The sequence below is a fragment of the Arthrobacter sp. C2 genome, assembly GCA_024207135.1.
In the GTDB taxonomy this organism is placed as follows: domain Bacteria; phylum Actinomycetota; class Actinomycetes; order Actinomycetales; family Micrococcaceae; genus Paeniglutamicibacter.
In genome coordinates, this window is sequence record CP042428.1 from 4,361,587 (window position 1) to 4,378,642 (window position 17,056).

The following is a 17,056-nucleotide window of genomic DNA, read 5'->3' on the forward strand; positions in this document are numbered from 1 at the left end:
CAGCGATTCGACGTGGCCCCTTGCCCACCTCGCCGGGGACGGGCAAGGGGCCACTCTTGTTTCCCCGTCTTGCCCCAGGACCGGGAAGGGAGGCCACCGGGCCGCGTCCAAACCGATGTGGAACCGACTCCCTGTGACTTTTCGATGGGGATCCGCACATCTTAGGACTGACCGGTCCGGTCCACCGATGACGTCGCTGGAAGAGCCCTTTGTACTTGGACGAGCGTCCGCTGAGGGACCGGTAGGTAGCGTTGGATTCAACAAGATGATTCAAGCGCGAAGGACCGAGCATGAGCGACTGGACAACAATCACCGCTGCCATCTCAATTGCACTCGGTGGAGACAGGGAACGCGGGCAAGAACTCCTGCTGGACTGCTGGCACGCCACAGTTCCAGCTGACCATGCCCATCGATGCATCCTGGCCCACTACCTGGCCGACACCCAGACGGAACTGGAGAAGGAAGTCGCCTGGGACCGGACGGCACTTGATGAACTCGGCTTCCTGGCGGATGACGCTCTTGCCCCGCTCGGCATTGCCTCTGCACGGGGACTGCAGCCATCGCTGCAGCTGAATCTCGCCGACGGGTATCACCGCCAAGGCCGGACCGCACTTGCCCGGGAGCATCTGGACCAGGGCCTGTCGCACGCCGACGCTCTGAACAACGACGGTTACGGAAGAATGATCCTCGCCGGCCTGAACAACCTGGCCCAACGGATCGACGCGTCGGATCCTGCCTAAGTGCTGGGAAGCTTCCTTGCCCACCGTTGGCCGGCAGTGCCCTGAGCCTCGGCCTGGGCGGTATTGCCCAGGCGGCGGATGGTGGATCGGCGTAGCCATCGTGGTCGCAAGGGCCTTGGCACCCTGTCCGCGATGTTGTTGGCGGCGTATCGTAATGTCCCACCGGCAGACACCCTTTCCGGCAGCTCCAACCGTGCTGCAGTTTGGAGGCATCGAGGTCATGAAAACCCACGGACAGGCCGGGGAGTATCGCGCCGCCCTTGACCGCGCACATGCGCACGCAAGTGGCTGGCTCGAGTCCCTCCCAGCACGTGCCGTCGGTCCCCGGATGAACGCCGACGAGCTGTTCGCCAAGTTCTCGGCACCCCTGCAGGAGCAACCAATGGACGCGGGCTCCGTCGTCGACGAACTCGCACGCCTCGCGGAGCCAGGGTTGATGGCGATGCCCTCGGGCCGGTTCTTTGGCTGGGTCATTGGTGGCACTCTCCCTGCTGCACTGGCTGCGGACTGGTTGGTCAGTGCCTGGGACCAAAACGCGGCCATGCGCTTTGCCACTCCGGCCACCGCTGCAGCCGAAGAGGCCGCCGGAATCTGGCTGCTAGAGCTGTTGGGGCTGCCGGCCGGGGCCGATGTCGGATTCACCACCGGTGCAACAGGAGCAAATTTCGTCGGGCTTGCCGCGGCCAGGGCACATGTGCTCAATGAAGCTGGCTGGGACCTCGACACCGACGGTCTGGCGGGAGCACCCAAGGTGAGGGTCCTTGTCGGCGGAGAACGCCATGCCTCCGTTGACCTCGCGCTCAAATACCTCGGACTCGGCAAGCCTGCCGAGGTCGCGGCCGACGCGCAGGGACGCCTGATCCCTGGCGCGCTTGCCAAGGCGCTGGAGGCTGCCAGCGGGCCAGCGATCGTCTGCCTTCAGGCTGGAAACCTGCATTCCGGGGCGTGCGACCCCATGGCCGAGGCTGCCGAGATTGCCCATGGGCACGGGGCCTGGGTGCATGTTGACGGCGCTTTCGGGCTGTGGGCTGCCGCAAGCCCGACGCACCGCCATCGGCTCGCCGGGCTCGAGAACTGCGACTCGTGGGCAACTGATGCACACAAGACGCTCAATGTCCCCTACGACTGCGGGGTGGCCATCGTGTCAAGGCCCGAAGTGGTCCGCTCGGTTTTCGGCGTGCACACCAGCTACTTGGTGAACGACGACCGTGGCCCCGGCGACCCGTTCGAAAAGGTCCCTGAGTTTTCCCGGCGTGCTCGTGGCGTGCCCGTGTGGGCAGCGTTGCGCTCACTCGGACGCTCCGGTGTCGCGGCACTCGTCGACGAGCTGGTTGCCCACGCGCAGGCATTTGCCCAGGCACTGGAGCGCATGCCCGGCGTTGACGTGCTCAACGAAGTTGTCTTCACCCAGGTGTGCGTGAGCTTCGGCTCCGACGAGCGGACCCGGAAAATCACGGCGCGAATCATCGCCGACGGCACGACCTGGATGTCCGGCTCTCGCTGGGCTGGCAAGGACGTCCTGCGCATCTCGGTGAGCAACTGGGCCACGGACGACGATGACGTGACGGTGTCCCTAGCCGCCGTCGCGCAGGCGATCGCTGCCGAGGACGCCGGATGACGCCATGAACCCTGCCCTTCACCCAGGCGAACGCATAGGTGCAGGGGCGCCACGCTGTGGGGTGGACGGTGCTGAGACTGTGGGTTCCCGGTGGATTGCGGATAGACAGTGGGTCGTCCGTGGCCGGTGCGAATTTGGCAGGCTTGTGAATAGCCCTCTTCAAATAAAGGCCTGCCCCGATCACGTGCCATCGCGGCGACAGCCTTGAGGCCCACTTCCGGCTTGAGGGCTTCACAGGAACCAGTCACCTTGAGCTCGTCGAAGCTCCTCGGCAGTTACGCCCCACGAAAGTAACAGCAGTCCCAGCTCGGCTCCGGACAGTTCAAAGTGAGCCAGCAATGGATGAGAATACGGTTACTTCTCTTCCGGCTTGGGCCAATCCAGGGCTTCGGCAAGTTTGCTGGCTCCAGGCAGCGACTGTCGCTCGTCGGGTGGCAATGTCTCGTACGTGTACGTGGATATTGCCATCGGTGTACTGGACCTGGACAAGGCATACCTGACCGTGCGTTCGTTGCGGCTGCCGCAGACCAAGATGCTCACCGTGGGCGCGTGGGCCGTTCGGCGGAGTTTGTCGTCAACGAGTGCAACATAAAAGTTCAGCTTTCCAGCATGCTCCGGCTGAAATTTTCCGGTCTTCAACTCGATGACGAAATAGCGCAATTGCTCGACGTGGAAGAAAAGCAGATCGATATAGAAGTCGTCACCATCCACATCAAAGTGGACCTGCCGGCCCACGAAGGAAAATCCTGGTCCAAGTTCCCTAAGCGTTTCGGTGATTCGGTCCATGAGCGATTGCTCCAAGTCTCGCTCAGCAATTTCTCCGCTGAGCCCCAAGAATTCAAAGGCATAGGGATCTTTTGCCACTTGCTGGGCCAGTTCCGAGTCACCTGGGGGGAGCGACCCTATGAAATTTGAAGGCGCCGTTCCGGTCCTTTCCAATGTCTTGTTCATGATCATGTTCGCCAAGACATTGCGAGACCACCCGTGCTGAACCGCTGCAGATGCGTAGAACCTCCGCGATTCTTCGGACTCGAGCTTGTCCAGCAAGACAGTGATATGCCCCCACGGCAATTGTCCAACAGCCTGTTGGACAATTTGAGCTTCCTCCGTCCAAGCAGCAGCGAACCCACGCATGTAGTGCAAGTTACTACGGGATAGTCCGGTCATCTCGGGGAACTCCCGGCGCAGGTCATCGGCCAATCGAGAGATGACTGCGCTGCCCCACCCCTGACGTTCCTGCTCGTCCAGGATGCGGCGGCCGATCTTCCAATAGAGATCAATGAGGGAAGTATTCACGACCCGTCGGACTCGCGCCCGAGAGGAACGGACTTGTTCCTTCAGTTCATCAAGAAATTGCGCGTAGCCGTAAGGGACCAGCGGATCGTTGGTAGCCATGGGATCAGGCTATGACCGAACCGCCTACGTCGGCTGGCGCATGATGACGGACTGTGGACAGTCGTCAAAGCGAAGGCGGGATCCGCGGCCCCGACAATCGATAGCATTTCTTGGCAAGGCGTTCCTGGCTCCACGAATTTTATCTGCAGGCGTTTTTCTGCCAGGTCTCATGATCCGCCACCGGGGGAGCGGTACCCGCACTCGTAGGCCAGCGCCACCGCCTGGATCCTGTCGCGCAGCCCGAGCTTGCCCGGGATCTTGGTGACGTGGGTCTTCACGGTGGTCTCGCCCATGTACAGCTGGCACCGATCTCCGCGTTCGACAACCCCAGCGGCAGCGAGGAAAAGACTTCCAGCTCGCTGGCGGTCAGCGGCCGCAGGACCTCGGGCAACCCGGCGGAAACCGAGTGTTGGTGGTGCTGGGAAGTTCGTTTGCCACTACTATCGCCATGGCGATGCTGACGGTCGCGGGATTCGTGCCGCTGGCACTGCGCTGCCGGACTCGGCGGCACCCGGCCTCATCGGCCGATGCCCTCGGGTCAGGGGAGGTCACCGCATAAATCGGCTGGGGGACTCAGCGGGCGAGTGCCGATTCCCGGCTACGCCGCGGCGACGGGCTGGCGCAGGATGGCGCGCAGCTTCTCCGGGGCGGTCCTGCGGAAATCACCGAGGTAGATCTCGTGGTGCTTGCCCTCTAGCCGGAGCCCGTGGCGGGGGATGAACTCGTGGTGCATCCGTTCCAGGACCGGCCCCTCGTCGTCGAAGGAGCCCACGTGCAGGATCTGCACGCAGCGGCCCTCGGCCAGGGACCCAAGGCGGACATCGCCCAGGCGCGCCGGCGGATTCTTCGCGCCCACCTTCCCGCAGGCGGCCTCGACCATGCCCAGCTCGATCCATTCGGGCACCATCAGCATCATCGTCCAGTCCCACCGCGACTTGTCGCGGGACACCGTGAACGAGTCCATGTCCCCGGCCCACCACAGGCCCTCCAGGGGCGGGACGACGTAGTCGCGGTCGAGCTCCAGCTTGCTGGCGAACTTCAGCTTGTACGCCACCGGGTACAGGGCTTCGAGCGCCTGGGCAAAGGCCGGGGAGGAGTTCGGGTCGCCGTGCCCGTCAACCATCAGGTACTGCATCTCGGGAATGTCCACAATCCGGAATTCACCGTGTTTCGCCCGGTAGCCGTCAAGCGTCTTCTTGAAGTCGATTTTCGCTGCCAAATGGATCCTAGTGTTCGGGAGACGGGCCTGGACCTATCCTTGGCTCAGGGACGCGGGGCCGAGATGAGCCAGCGGTGGCCATCGGGGTCGGTGATCGTGGCCGATCCCTGGTCCAGGGCGTTCCCCTGTCCGGCCTGCGTGCCTCCGCCGGCCACTGCGGCCGAAACGATCCGCTCCGCTTCGGCTTGCGAGTCGGCATGGTGCGTGAGCGTTACCGATGAGGTGCCGACGTGCGGGTCTCCGGCGCCCACGTCCTTGGCGAGAACGGGCTCCTGCATCAGGCAGAGCCGGGAGGCGCCGTTGGCGGGCACGAAGTCGATGTACTTGTTGCCATAGTCCCTGTCCACGCTCATCCCCAGCGCGGTGTAGAAGGCCTTCGAGGCCTTGGGCTCCCTGACGCCGAGGATCACCGTGGTCTCGGTGGGCCGCGCGACACCTTCCGGGGAGGCGGTGTCCTTTCCTGCGGCTGCAAGTTTCCAGACGGTCCCGTCCGGTGCCATGAATGAGCCGGAGAAGGAGCCGAACAGTGCCTTCCTGGCGGGCTTGAAGATGTCGGCGCCGTGGGTGGCGGCGGCATCCATCACGGCCCGGACATCGCTGGGCCCGGGAAGGATGTAGGTCAGCACGGAACGCTGGTAGGCGGCACCGGGAATGCCGGAGGCGGCGGACGGTTCGGCGGGTTGGGCCGGAATGAGCTCGAGGCGCCCGGTCCCGTGCAGGTCAATGGCGATGGATTCGCCGTCAGCCGTGGTCGGAGCGGAGAAAACGTTTCGGTAGAAGTCGGCGGCCGCGGGCACGTCGAGGCAGGAAACGGAGAGGGAATTCAGGGAGAAGGACATGGATATTCCTTAGGAATCGGAGGGGCCGGTTGCCGCGCGAGCGATGAGTTCGGCCAGCTGGTCCCAGGCCTTCTCGGTGGCGTTGTGCAGTGCGTAGGAGGTCGGCCACAGCCCGTCGCTGGCATCCAGCTCGGCATGGGGACTGAATCCGAAGGTGGAGTAGCGATGCTTGTCCATCTGCCCGCTGCGGAAGAAGCACACGACCTTCCCGTCCCTGGCATACCCCGGCTGGCCGTAGTAGAGCTTCGGGGCCAGGTCCGGGGCCACCTCGGCGACGAGCGAGTGGAGGCGCTCGGACATCTGCCTGTCGCCCTCGGGCATCGCGGCGATCTTGGCCGACACGTCGGCGGCATCCGCTGCGGCCTTCTGGGCGGCACTGGCCCGCTTGGCCTCGGTCTTCAGTTCCTTGGCGCGGGACTTCATGGCCTCGCGTTCCTGGGCGGAGAAGCTTCCGTCGGCGGCGCTCGAATCTGGGTCGGGCATGGTCTAGTTCCTCCGTGGGGTTGCCTGGATGTTCCTGCAACCCATCCTACGGAGGATGTGTCCCGGTGGCTTCTCGAATCCTGACCGGTTCGGATCCCACCCGTTCTGCCCGCCAGGGGCGGGCCCCGGGACCCGGAAGGACGCGTTTGGCGGCCCCACGGTTTAGGCTGGACCCCATGAGTGTTTTCGCAGTTGAATACGTGTACGCCGTCGGTTCCGAAGCCACGCGCGATGAGCATCGCCCCCAGCACCGTGAATTCCTGTCCGGCCTCGGCGCCAACGGAGACGGCCTCGCCCTGGTCGCCTCCGGCCCCTACGTCGATGGTTCCGGCGCCCTGTTGTTGATTTCCTCCCCGACCCAGGCCGCCCTGGCCGAGACCCTGGCCGGCGACCCCTTCGCGGTCCATGGCGCCATTGCGGTGCTGCGGATCACCGAATGGAGCCCCGTGACCGGTGAGCTCGCTCACCACGCCTGATCCTCCAAACCCCGCGTGATCACGGCCGATTGGCGCCGTGCCGGAGCCGGGGGCTTCGCCCTGCGAGATTTGGGCCCCGCAAGCGGGCGCGCAGGGGGATAATGGAAAAACCTTCCACACTCAACATCACGGAGGAAATCTTGACCTCGATCCCGGTCAGCCTCGGCATGCCATCGGCACCGCCACCGATCCTTGCCCCGCGACGCAAGACCCGCCAAATCAAGGTGGGCTCCGTCGGCGTAGGCTCGGACAGCCCCATTTCCATCCAGTCGATGACCACGACTCCCACCACCGACATCAACGCCACGCTGCAGCAGATCGCCGAACTCACCGCCACCGGCTGTGACATCGTGCGTGTTGCCTGCCCCTCGGCCGACGACGCCCTGGCGTTGCCGATCATCGCGAAGAAGTCGCAGATCCCGGTGATCGCCGACATCCACTTCCAGCCGAAGTACGTGTTCGCAGCGATCGACGCCGGCTGCGCCGCCGTCCGCGTGAACCCGGGCAACATCCGCAAGTTCGACGACCAGGTCAAGGAGATCGCCGCCGCCGCCAAGGCCGCCGGCACCTCCATCCGCATCGGCGTCAACGCCGGCTCGCTGGATCCGCGCCTGATGGAGAAGTACGGCAAGGCAACCCCCGAGGCGCTGGTCGAGTCCGCCGTCTGGGAAGCCTCGCTCTTCGAGGAACACGACTTCCACGACTTCAAGATCTCCGTCAAGCACAACGACCCGGTCATCATGGTCCGCGCCTACGAGCTGCTGGCCGAACGAGGCGACTGGCCGCTGCACCTGGGCGTCACCGAGGCCGGACCGGCCTTCCAGGGCACCATCAAGTCGGCCACCGCCTTCGGCGCCCTGCTGTCCAAGGGCATCGGCGACACCATCCGCGTCTCGCTCTCGGCCCCTCCGGTCGAGGAAGTCAAGGTCGGTGCGCAGATCCTGCAGTCGCTGAACCTGCGCCCGCGCAAGCTCGAAATCGTCTCCTGCCCCTCCTGCGGCCGCGCCCAGGTGGATGTCTACACGCTGGCCGACCAGGTCACCGCCGGGCTCGAGGGACTCGAGGTTCCGCTGCGCGTTGCCGTCATGGGCTGCGTCGTCAACGGGCCCGGCGAGGCCCGCGAGGCCGACCTCGGTGTGGCCTCCGGCAACGGCAAGGGCCAGATCTTTGTGAAGGGCCAGGTCATCAAGACCGTGCCCGAAGACCAGATTGTTGAGACACTGATTGAAGAGGCGATGCGCATCGCCGAGGAAATGGGGAACGCGGATGGAGAAAATCCTGTCCAAAGTGGCCCCGTGGTTACCGTCGGCTAGACGTAACCCGGGGGCAGGAGAGCTTCTGGCACCAGGTATCCGCGTCCTCGACGACGCGGACACCGCCTCTCTCCGTGCCCTCGTTTCGGCCGACCCGGTCGCCAACATCTTCATGGATGCTCAACTGGCCGTCACCGGCTCGGCCCGCCCCGGCCTGGGCGGCTCGCTGGTCATCGGCCGCTTCGAGGGGGCCCTGCTGGTCTCGGCCTGCTGGATCGGGGCCAACATCGTCCCGATCAACATCACCGCCGACGACGCCGAGGAATTCGGGCTGGCCGTCAGGTCGCTGAACCGCACCTTCGCCTCATGCTTCGGCCCGGCCGAAGCGGTCATGGGGATGTGGAAGGTGCTCGCCGAGGGCCCTCAGCAGGCCTTCAGCGTCCGGCCCAGCCAGCCGCTGATGACCCTGACGGGCGCCCCGGCGATCGAACCGAACCGGACGCTGCGCGCCAGCCATGCGGGGGAGTACGAGCTGGTCCTGCCCGCCTGCGCCAAGATGTTCGAGGAGGAACTCGGGTACTCCCCGCTGGCCAACGGCGGGTCGTTCTACCGCTCCCGGGTCCGCTCACTGATCCATTCCGGGCATTCGCTCATCGACCTCGACGAGGGCGGGGCGATCCGCTTCAAGGCCGAGCTGGGCACCGTCACCACGCGGGCCACGCAGATCCAGGGCGTCTGGATGAGCCCGGAGCACCGAGGCAAGTCCATGGCGGCCGGCTACATGGCGGCCGTTGCCGACTACGCACTGCGCCTGGCGCCGACCACCAGCCTCTATGTCAACGACTACAACGCACCGGCCATTGCGACGTACCGCAAGGTCGGCTTCGAAGAGGTCGGCGAATTCGCCACCATCCTCTTCTGACCCGCCGGCACCCCCGGTATCGACCGACCACCGACACAGCGCACCGCACCGCGGGCAGCCGACCGGAAAGCCAGACGTGACGTCCCCACCACCACGGACCAACGAATCCCGCCCCAGGGCCATCACCGCCCTGGCCGCCGCCGGCCTGCTGCTGGCGGTGGCCGGCTGCACCAGCGCCCCGGCACCGGCCACCCCGACGCTCCAGGCTCCGGTGACGGTCCCCGGCCCCGGAAGCGCCCCGGGCTCTACCACCGGGGCGCCAAGCGGCACCACGGAACTGGCGTACCTGGATGCCGCTGCGCTCAAGGGCGCCGTGCAGCAGTGGGCCGATGCCACCGCAGGCACGAAGGTCAATGACCAAGACGCCCTGCGCGGCCACTTGCCGGCGGCCGAGAAATGGCTCGAGGGCATCACCGTGGTCCCGGCCAAGTGCGGGCTCTACGGCATCGGCAGCCTCAAGGAGCAGCTGGACCAGGCCGCGATGGCGGCCGCTGTGCTTCCGCCCGAGGCCGGCGGGGACCTGACGGTGGCCTCCTACCGGGACCGCGACGCCCTGGTGGCCGACGTGGCCGCGCAGCAGCACCTGGACGAGTCCTGCGGCAAGTACACCGTCTCGGCGGACGGCCAGAAGATCACCTCCACGCTGTCGCGCCTGGAAGTCACCAGCTCGGCCCCGTACACCTCGGCAACCATGCTCGAAAGCGTCAACAGGAAGGCCAAGACCCGGCGGGTCTCGGTGCGGGCCATCGACGGGCACACGATGCTGACCGCCACCAGGACCGTGAAGGGGACCGCGGAGGAAACCACCGCCCTGGCGCTGGCCGACGTCGAATCGATGCTGGGGATCCTGCGCGGCATCGGGCCCGCGGCGGCTGCGGCCTCGTAGGGGACTGAGCCGCGGTTGCCACGCAGCAACCGCCCCTGGCGGCGCGCCCGGGCCCCGGTGCGGGTTCCCCAACCGCCACCTCCTTTTCCTAGGCTTGGAATTCGGCCGACGGAGCATCCGCATCCCGTTGCCACCCGCACTGCCCCGCACCCGATGAGGATTCTTCGTGAAAAAACACGCCCTGATGTTGTTCCCGCTCGCCGCCGCCCTGCTGCTGACCGGCTGCGCCGAAGCCGGCTCCACCGCCGCGGCGGCCGGGCAGCTGGATGCCCAGGCGCTCTCCGAAATTGCCAACGAGGTCGCCGGGGACAACGAGAAGGCGGTCATTGTCGACAAGGAATCGCTCAAGGCCCAGGTTCCGCTGGCCGAAAAGGCCCGCAAGGCCATGAAGGTCACCCCGGAATCCTGCACGGAATTCGTCGCCGGGGACATTGCCGAGGAACTGGAAAAGATGAATGTGGTTTCGGTGTCGCTGCCCGGGGCCACACAGCTCCAGGGGGTTCAGGTGGGCCTGGCCTCCTACGCCGAACCGGCCGATGCGGCGGCCAACATGGCCCAGGCCGAGGAGATCCTCAGGGACTGCGCCAACTTCTCCTTCTCGCTGCAGGGCCAGGAAACCACGATGGGCGTGAAGCCGCTGGCAGCCAAGACCGCCGCGTCGAAGACCTCCGCCATCCAGACCAGCACCAGCGCCGGGGACATCACGATCTCCACGGTGTCGGTCAATGCGCTGGAGGGGCAAAACGTCGTCACGGTGGCCGTCATGGGCGGAACCGACAGCCGGCAGGACATCGCCCAGGCCCAGGAACTCGCCGACACCGTGCTCAAGCTCGTGCAAGAAAAGACCTCCTAGGCACCGGGCCCAACCTGCGGGGAAACCTTTCCCGAAGAATTCCTCTTTTGACTGGTTTTAATGGGTATTGTGTTGCCCATGGCTGCACACCAGGTGGCCGGCACCGTGTTTCACACACGTCTCGGGGGAGAACATGAAAAAAACAACATGGTGGGCCTTGCCCATCGCCGCAACGCTTGCCGTCACCGGGTGCGGAGGAGGTGCGGCTCCCGAGGAGGCCGCGCAGCCGAGCCAAACCGCCGGCGCCGAAGCGCTGCCGAGCTCACCTGCACCATCCAATGAACCGGGAGCCACGGACCAGGCATTCGCCGCACCCACTGCACCAAGCAGCAGCGCCAGCGCCGAAACCACCCAGGGTTCCCGGGAATCGAAGGCCACCGCCGGCCGGCAGCTCACGGCCAAGGAACTGGGCAAGGTGGCCAAGGCCATCAGCACGGCGGGTGGCCAGGACGGAACCAAGATCCTTCAGGACGCGGAACTGCGGGCCAGCATGCCGACGATCGAGGAAATCCTCGCGGGCATGAAGGTCGAGCCGGCCGAATGCGGTTCATTCGCCGTGGCCGGCGCGAGCGGGATGATGGACCGGGTCACCATGGCTGCCGTCGTTTTTCCCGCCGACACCGACGACCTGTCCACCAGCGTGAACCTCGGTTCCTACGATTCGGCCGATCTCATCGAGCAGGCGCTGGCCCAGGCCGAGCAGGGCAGCACCAAGTGCAGCGAATTCACCCTCTCCGTACAGGGCCAGGAAGTCTCCGCGGTCGTGGAGCCAGCCAAGGCCGACACCTCGGCGACCACCACCCTGGCCACCGTGGCCAACGTGGAACTGATGGGCCAAAACATGCAGACCCTCACCGTCACCGGGTACAAGGGGCACAGCAACGTCTCGGTCAACATCTCCAACCCCACGGACCTTGGCAAGGCGGTCAAGGAGGCCGAGAAATACATCGACCTTGCGCTGCTGCACATGGAAGGCAAATAGGCACCGCCCGCAGAACGCGCCAGCGGCGGGCGGGCGCCGCCGGGGAAGTGGACGCAGGCACCGGGCCGCGCGGACTTCGATGCCAAGCCGCACCCGGTGGGCCACGTAAGATGGGACAAGTGCCTTGTGGCGCCATGCTTCGACCGCGGCTTGCCGTGCGCGTTAGCCATGGCCCGCCTTGCCGAAGCGTGGCCGACCCGGCGTCGACCGCCACGGCCTGCAAGGGCGCCAAAGATTTGCACTCCCACCACTATGTTGTGGTCTGGAAACAGGCCGCGGAAATGGAAAGTTAGCGTGGTCCTCAAGCTCTCCACACTGTTCCTGCGCACGCTGCGCGAAGACCCGGTCGATGCCGAGGTCGCCAGCCACAAGCTGCTGGTCCGCGCCGGATACATCCGCCGTGCCGCACCCGGGATCTACACCTGGCTGCCGCTGGGCCTGCGCGTGCTGGGCAAGGTGGAAGCCATCATCCGCGAGGAAATGAACGCCATCGGCGCCCAGGAAGTCCACTTCCCGGCCCTGCTGCCGCGCGAACCCTACGAGACCACCGGCCGCTGGACCGAGTACGGCGAGGGCCTGTTCCGCCTGCAGGACCGCAAGGGCGCCGACTACCTGTTGGCCCCCACCCACGAGGAAATGTTCACCCTCCTGGTCAAGGACCTGTACAACTCCTACAAGGACCTGCCGGCCTACCTGTACCAGATCCAGAACAAGTACCGCGACGAGGCACGTCCCCGCGCGGGCCTGCTGCGCGGCCGCGAATTCATCATGAAGGACTCCTACTCCTTCAACATCGACGACGAGGGCCTCGAAGAGGCCTACCAGGCCCACCGCGCCGCCTACCTGAAGATCTTCGCGCGCCTGGGCCTGGAGATCCTGCCGGTCTTCGCGACCGCCGGTGCCATGGGCGGGTCCAAGTCCGAGGAATTCCTGCACCCGACCCCGGTCGGCGAGGACACCTTCGTGCGCTCGGCCGGCGGCTACGCGGCGAACGTCGAGGCGGTGACCACGATCGTGCCCGAGGACATCGACTTCACCGATGCCCCGGCATTCGACGTCAAGGACACCCCGGACACCCCGACCATCGAGACCCTGGTGGCCTGCGCCAACGAGGTCGCCCCGCGCGCCGACGGCGCCTGGACCGCTGCCGACACCCTGAAGAACGTGGTGCTGGCTGCCAAGCTGCCCACCGGCGAACGCCAGCTGGTGGCCATCGGCCTGCCCGGGGACCGCAACGTGGACCTCAAGCGCGTCGAGGCGAACATCTCCTCCCACCTGGAAACCGGTGGCGAGGTCGAGCTCGAGGCAGCGACCGAGGACGACCTGAAGAAGCACCCGACTCTGGTCAAGGGCTACATCGGCCCGGCTCTGGGCCTGGACAACGCCGTGCTGGGCCTGGAGGGATCCTCCAAGATCCTGTTCCTGGTCGACCCGCGCGTGGTCTCCGGCACCAGCTGGGTCACCGGCGCCAACGAGTCGGGCAAGCACGTCTTCGGCCTGGTCGCCGGGCGCGACTTTGCCTGGGACGGCACCATCGAGTGCGTCGAGGTCCACGCAGGGGACCCGGCTCCGGACGGCTCCGGCCCGCTGGAAACCGCCCGCGGCATCGAGATGGGCCACATCTTCCAGCTCGGGCGCAAGTACGCCGAGGCGCTGGACTTGAAAGTGCTTGACCAGAACGGCAAGCTCAAGATCGTCACCATGGGCTCCTACGGCGTGGGCGTCACCCGCGCGGTGGCCGCCCTGGCCGAATCCAACCACGACGAGAACGGCCTGGTCTGGCCGCGCAACGTCGCCCCGGCCGACGTGCACCTGGTGGTCACCGGCAAGCAGGTCGAGCTTTTCGAGGCCGCGCAGAAGATCGCCGACGAGCTGCACGCCGCCGGCGTCGAGGTCATCTACGACGACCGCCCGAAGGTTTCGGCCGGCGTGAAGTTCTCCGATGCCGAGCTCATCGGCGTGCCGACCATCGTGGTCATCGGCCGCGGCCTGGCCGACGGAGTGGTCGAGGTCAAGGACCGCGCCACGGGAGAGCGCACCGACGTGGCAGTGGACACCGTGGTGTCCGAGCTCATCGCGCTCGTCAAGGGTTAGACATGTTCGACGCGGCGGCGCTGCTTGATGGTTCCGGCCTTGAAGGACTCACGGCCGGAACCATTGCGCTGATCGTGCTCGCCGGCTTTGCCGCCGGCTGGATCGATGCGGTGGTCGGCGGCGGGGGACTGCTGCAGCTTCCCGCCCTGCTGCTGGTGCCGGGCATCTCCCCGGTGCAGGCGCTGGCCACCAACAAGATGGGTTCCATCTTCGGCACCACCACCAGCGCCATCACCTACTACCGCCGCGCCGCCCCGGATTTGCGCACCGCGATCCCGATGGCCGTGGTGGCGCTTGCCGGGTCCTTCGGCGGGGCGATCCTGGCCACGCTGCTGCCCCCGGAAGTGATCAAGCCGGTGATCATTGCCGCGCTGGTCGCGGTGGGGCTGTTCACGGTGTTCAAGCCAACCGCCGGGGAACTGACGGACCTGCGCTACACCGGGGGCCGGCACTACGCGGTGGCCGGGGTGATCGGGCTGGTCATCGGCGGCTACGACGGGCTGATCGGACCGGGCACCGGATCGTTCCTGGTCATCGCGATGGTCGCGTTCATGGGCTACAACTTCCTGGCCGCCAGCGCCAAGGCGAAGATCGTGAACATGGCCACCAACCTGGGCGCATTGGCGTTCTTCCTGCCCACCGGGCACCTGCTCTGGGGGCTCGGGCTCGTCCTGGGCGTGGCCAACATGGCCGGCGGCTACCTGGGCGCACGGATGGCCGTGACCAAGGGCAGCAAGTTCATCCGGATAGTGTTCCTGTCCGTGGTGGGAGCGCTGATCCTCAAGCTCGGCTACGACGTGCTGTTCCCCGCTGCCTGACCGGCCCCGAGGAAGTACCGGATATCCGGCGCGCTCGGTAGGCTGGGCTTGCACGGCTAGATTGGTCCATGACTCAAGACCAGGAGCAGCAGATGACCTTGGCAAGCGAGAACGCCGTGTACCCGATGGGGGACCGGAGCCCGCGCATTCGCGACGACAGCTACATGGTTACCCTCGGACTGGGAATATGGCTCACCCTGCTGATTTCTGCAGGCATGCTGTTGGCCGGATTCGTGCTGCACGCCATGTGGGTCGTTTGCATTTCAATTCCCTTTTTCGTGGTTGCGTTCGCGTCCGCACCCTTGTTCGCGCGCCTGCACTGGAGTTGTTCAACCCGCGCTTCCGTCATGGGTGCGATCCTGGGGTGGGCATTTTTGGCACCGATCTGGGCGCTGGTCAACATGGCCGCGAATGCCCTGGCCGAGGTTGAGGATCCAGATGTGTTCATGCCCGAGACGTGGCTGTGGGCCTTGGTTCCACTGGCCTTAGTGCTTATCGTGGCTGGCATTCGGCAGCGTGCGACCGGTCGAGACCTCCGCTAGCCAATGCTGCGTCCGTCTGTGTGGGCGCTGATCCTCACGCTCGGTTACGACGAGTTGTTCCCGGCTGCCTAGCCGGACCTGGAAAGTTCGCCCGACCAGCACGCGTATCGCGTGGAGTCCCGGTCCTGAAGCTGCTCGTAGCACCGGTCACACCGTTGGCGGCATGACCGGTGCTACGAACGGGTGAACGTCCTGTGAAGAGCGGGGCCCTCGTTACCAAGGTCATTGATTGATATGCCAACCGACCGGCCGAGGATCGCTACAGACCGGTCTTGCCCACTCCGTACTCTGCCTGTTTCCGGGTGTAGCCCTCAAAAACCAGCTGGTCGATCAAGCCCTTGCGCGAGAAAGTCGTCATTTCCAAGTAGTTTTTCGCGGACTTGGCAGCTTGATCATGCCAATCCACTATCACGCGACCCACTGCCCACGTGGCATCGTTTTTCGAATAGTCCTCAAACTCGAGCTGTTCGATCAGTCCGGAGCGTGAAAACGCGGTGAATCCGAGGTAGTTCTCGGCGGACCGAAGGGCGTTTTTGCTGACTCACGGTTCCAGCTTCCGCCTCTGCCTTGGCTTCGGCTTCCGACCCGGCGGCTAACCGGCAGAGGCGCCTACGTCCGCAGGCTTGGGCGCTTCAGCCACGGCGGTGAAGTCCGGGACCTGGCCGGTGACCTGCCGGGCCTGCAGGCCCTGGGCCCAGGCAGCGTTGAAGAGGTAGGTCCGGGGTTCCCCGGCCTGGCTGGCGGCGGCGTCGCGCAACAGCAACGCCAATTGCGCCTCGCCGCTGCGGGCCGCATCCATGAGGTTGGAAATGGCATCGGCCGGCAGTTGGTAGGCGGGCTGCCGGAGCGGTTCGCAGTCGTGGGCCGCATCAAGCTGCTTCTCGAGGGCCTCGGCGAATTCCACCAGCACCTTGGACCTGTTCCAGGCCGCTGTGCGCAGCCCGGCGCTGGTCCGTGCGCCGGCCACGTCGTAGGCGTATCCCATCCGGTAGGCCGCATCGATGACCTCGCCCAGCAGCTGCCCCGAATCCGTTTGTCCGGTGCCCTTGCTGGCGTCCGGTGCAGTGGCCGGGCAGGCGGAGAACGTGAACTCGGGCATCTTCGCCGCGGCGGCCTTGTCCACGGTGGGCGCCGCGGCTGGCGCGGTCGAGGGGGATGCAGAAGCGGAGGCGGCAGCCGAGGTGGTTTCAGCTGCCTGTGCAGCCAGTTCCGTGGCTGGGGTGGGCAGCGCATCGATGGCCGCCTGCGGGGCACCGGCGGCGGAGAGCACGGTGCGGGCCTGCAGCACCAGCTCGAATCCGGCACCGGAGAGCCTGCGCGCCTCTTGCTCGGGGGCGGTGAGCGCCTCGTGCAGCAGGCCGTTGCCGGCACCGGCCAATCGCCCGGAAAACTCGGCAGGCGTCAACGGGGGGACCGCGGAGGGCGGGGCGGTTGCGGCCTCGGCCCCGGTGCCCGCTGGTCCGTTCGCCGAGGCGGCAGCGGCCGCCAAGGCACCGGGTGTGAGTAATTCGACATGCTCCGCCAGCATGGACCTGGCAGCCTGCAGCGCGGCGGTGGTTTTGGCGCCGGTGGAGGTGGCCGGGTGCTCGAGCATGTTGCCAACGGATTCGAGCAGCACGGGCAGTTCGTCGGTGGCTTTCGGGGGCACCTCGATGACCGGTTCGGTGCCGAGAATCCGTTGCCATGTAGGGGAATCCCGGTTCAGGTAGACCCCGGTGCCGAAGGTGCCCGCGGCCACGGCAACAACCGCCGCCGCGGCCAGCACGCGGAGCCTGGTGCGGGGCCTGCGGGGTGCGGGGGAAACGGGGTGCCTGGGGTCCATTGGGTGCTGATCCATCACCACCGATCATCCCATGGACCCGGGTCGAGGGGCGGCAAGCGGGAATCGGGCAGACGGATGGCCCCAAAAGTCGCTACCCTAGTGTTCACAACATCG

18 protein-coding genes are annotated in these 17,056 nt (G+C 66.1%); 11 read left to right on the forward strand and 7 right to left on the reverse strand.

All coding sequences use genetic code 11. The annotated features are described in order from the left end of the window. Positions 1 to 290 precede the first annotated feature (290 nt). Entirely contained in the window at positions 291 to 740 is a 450-nt protein-coding gene (locus tag FPY90_RS19920) for a hypothetical protein (protein WP_498682959.1), read from the forward strand. A gap of 220 nt (positions 741 to 960) precedes the next feature. After that, entirely contained in the window at positions 961 to 2,358 is a 1,398-nt protein-coding gene (locus FPY90_RS19925; protein ID WP_498685635.1) for a pyridoxal phosphate-dependent decarboxylase family protein, read from the forward strand. A 354-nt stretch (positions 2,359 to 2,712) separates the two neighbouring features. On the opposite strand, the gene FPY90_RS19930 is transcribed toward FPY90_RS19925, so the two are convergent. The 5 genes from FPY90_RS19930 to FPY90_RS19950 form a co-directional block, all read right to left on the reverse strand. Then, complete coding sequence (locus tag FPY90_RS19930; protein ID WP_498682960.1) at positions 2,713 to 3,753, reverse strand: PDDEXK nuclease domain-containing protein; 1,041 nt, start codon at positions 3,751 to 3,753, stop codon at positions 2,713 to 2,715. A 167-nt stretch (positions 3,754 to 3,920) separates the two neighbouring features. Further along, the gene (locus FPY90_RS19935; RefSeq protein ID WP_498682961.1) at positions 3,921 to 4,046 is read right to left on the reverse strand and encodes a hypothetical protein; all 126 of its coding nucleotides are present in this window, start codon (positions 4,044 to 4,046) and stop codon (positions 3,921 to 3,923) included. A gap of 305 nt (positions 4,047 to 4,351) precedes the next feature. Further along, the gene (locus FPY90_RS19940; RefSeq protein ID WP_498682962.1) at positions 4,352 to 4,972 is read right to left on the reverse strand and encodes a GyrI-like domain-containing protein; all 621 of its coding nucleotides are present in this window, start codon (positions 4,970 to 4,972) and stop codon (positions 4,352 to 4,354) included. Positions 4,973 to 5,016: 44 nt separating this feature from the next. Further along, a complete protein-coding gene (locus FPY90_RS19945; RefSeq protein ID WP_498682964.1) occupies positions 5,017 to 5,811 on the reverse strand; it encodes a VOC family protein in 795 nt (264 codons plus the stop codon). 9 nt (positions 5,812 to 5,820) lie between these two features. After that, a complete protein-coding gene (locus tag FPY90_RS19950) occupies positions 5,821 to 6,294 on the reverse strand; it encodes a DUF1801 domain-containing protein (protein WP_498682965.1) in 474 nt (157 codons plus the stop codon). Positions 6,295 to 6,470: 176 nt separating this feature from the next. On the opposite strand from FPY90_RS19950, the gene FPY90_RS19955 reads away from it, so the two are divergent. The 9 genes from FPY90_RS19955 to FPY90_RS19995 all read left to right on the forward strand — a co-directional run bounded on the left by FPY90_RS19955 (position 6,471) and on the right by FPY90_RS19995 (position 15,120). Next, positions 6,471 to 6,770 carry a YciI family protein gene (locus FPY90_RS19955; RefSeq protein ID WP_071215651.1) on the forward strand — a complete coding sequence of 100 codons (300 nt, stop codon included), beginning with the start codon at positions 6,471 to 6,473 and terminating at the stop codon, positions 6,768 to 6,770. Between the two features lie 167 nt (positions 6,771 to 6,937). Then, positions 6,938 to 8,083, forward strand: coding sequence for a flavodoxin-dependent (E)-4-hydroxy-3-methylbut-2-enyl-diphosphate synthase (gene ispG, locus FPY90_RS19960; protein WP_373457933.1), 1,146 nt, complete (start codon positions 6,938 to 6,940; stop codon positions 8,081 to 8,083). Between the two features lie 112 nt (positions 8,084 to 8,195). Then, entirely contained in the window at positions 8,196 to 8,945 is a 750-nt protein-coding gene (locus FPY90_RS19965; protein ID WP_353615484.1) for a GNAT family N-acetyltransferase, read from the forward strand. A gap of 76 nt (positions 8,946 to 9,021) precedes the next feature. Beyond that, positions 9,022 to 9,831, forward strand: coding sequence for a hypothetical protein (locus FPY90_RS19970; protein ID WP_498682966.1), 810 nt, complete (start codon positions 9,022 to 9,024; stop codon positions 9,829 to 9,831). A gap of 166 nt (positions 9,832 to 9,997) precedes the next feature. Further along, the gene (locus tag FPY90_RS19975) at positions 9,998 to 10,684 is read left to right on the forward strand and encodes a sensor domain-containing protein (protein ID WP_498682967.1); all 687 of its coding nucleotides are present in this window, start codon (positions 9,998 to 10,000) and stop codon (positions 10,682 to 10,684) included. Positions 10,685 to 10,817: 133 nt separating this feature from the next. Beyond that, positions 10,818 to 11,666: a hypothetical protein gene (locus FPY90_RS19980; RefSeq protein ID WP_498682970.1), complete on the forward strand. Its 849-nt coding sequence runs from the start codon at positions 10,818 to 10,820 to the stop codon at positions 11,664 to 11,666. Between the two features lie 294 nt (positions 11,667 to 11,960). Next, positions 11,961 to 13,760, forward strand: a complete 1,800-nt coding sequence (locus FPY90_RS19985; RefSeq protein WP_498682972.1) for a proline--tRNA ligase — start codon at positions 11,961 to 11,963, stop codon at positions 13,758 to 13,760. 2 nt (positions 13,761 to 13,762) lie between these two features. Continuing rightward, positions 13,763 to 14,578 (forward strand): sulfite exporter TauE/SafE family protein, encoded by an 816-nt coding sequence (locus FPY90_RS19990; RefSeq protein ID WP_071215656.1) that lies wholly within the window; start codon positions 13,763 to 13,765, stop codon positions 14,576 to 14,578. A 68-nt stretch (positions 14,579 to 14,646) separates the two neighbouring features. Continuing rightward, entirely contained in the window at positions 14,647 to 15,120 is a 474-nt protein-coding gene (locus tag FPY90_RS19995; RefSeq protein WP_139194904.1) for a hypothetical protein, read from the forward strand. Positions 15,121 to 15,379: 259 nt separating this feature from the next. Here FPY90_RS19995 and FPY90_RS20000 read toward each other — a convergent pair whose 3' ends face one another. Then, complete coding sequence (locus tag FPY90_RS20000) at positions 15,380 to 15,478, reverse strand: Ltp family lipoprotein (RefSeq protein WP_286135454.1); 99 nt, start codon at positions 15,476 to 15,478, stop codon at positions 15,380 to 15,382. A gap of 234 nt (positions 15,479 to 15,712) precedes the next feature. Then, complete coding sequence (locus tag FPY90_RS20005) at positions 15,713 to 16,957, reverse strand: hypothetical protein (protein ID WP_498682975.1); 1,245 nt, start codon at positions 16,955 to 16,957, stop codon at positions 15,713 to 15,715. Positions 16,958 to 17,056 lie beyond the last annotated feature (99 nt).